Source organism: Vibrio sp. OPT46 (genome assembly GCF_015163535.1).
Lineage (GTDB): Bacteria > Pseudomonadota > Gammaproteobacteria > Enterobacterales > Vibrionaceae > Vibrio > Vibrio alginolyticus.
Map to the genome: position 1 here is coordinate 1 of NZ_JADDYG010000099.1, position 905 is coordinate 905.

A 905-nucleotide genomic window follows, 5' to 3' on the forward strand; every position below is an offset into this window, starting at 1 on the left:
TTGTGAAAGATTTGTTGTCTTTTATAAACATTAATTACATGACTTTGAAGTCATCGGGTCAGTTGTTTTTTAGACTCATACTTGTTGCAAAAACAGTATTTTTTATGATTATATCTCGCTCCTTGAACACGTTGGCTTGGCGTTTTAGGCTATAAAACATACATTTTTATGATTTTGGAAATTTAATTTTGTTCTCGAAACGATGCCGAAATCTATTTAATTGTATTCTAATGTATAACAAAACAACCAAACTTAAATAACGAAATGATATTTAAGTTTTGGCTAATGATAAACGCTATCTGATAAAAATAATAAAGATGGACAGCAGAAATTTACTAAGTCAAACTTTTACCTTTAGGTAAAGGTAATGCTTGGGTTATTCGCTAATTATTCGGGGGGTATGGTAAGTGATAGAACTTCTATGCTCTTTTCTTTGCTTCTTTAATTCATACAGCAGTACTTAGAAATAACAACAATCAAAGTAGTGCTTTGAAAGTTTCTCAACATTTGCACTGAGAAACTCAAAATAATGAAGGGTAGAAAATGGATGTGTCAGGCCAACTAAACTCAGAAAGGGTCGACTCGAGTTCACGAAAAATTCGTAGTTTTTCCTGCTATGAAAAATCTGACGAAGTATTTCACTCAGACCAGTCTCACATTGTTGTCGTTCACAATGGTCAGCTTCGAGTTCAAACAGGTGATTGCACAATCGATGTTGCTGCAGAAAATGGGGTATTTCTATCTCAAGGGGATTACTTGTTAGAGTACTCTCCGCTAGATGGGGCATACAAAGCGTCGATTATTGCTTACGACAATGAACTCGTTAGTCAGTTGCTGCAAAAACACAGTGATCTCTTGATGATGCTGCCTAAGGTAGACAAAGTTTGTTCTGGTTTGTTTACTTT

Annotated in this window: 1 pseudogene; it reads left to right on the forward strand. The window is 34.8% G+C overall.

Annotated elements, in window-relative coordinates:
- Positions 1 to 543 precede the first annotated feature (543 nt).
- Positions 544 to 905: pseudogene (locus tag IQR33_RS04830) on the forward strand (AraC family transcriptional regulator); the annotation flags it as partial.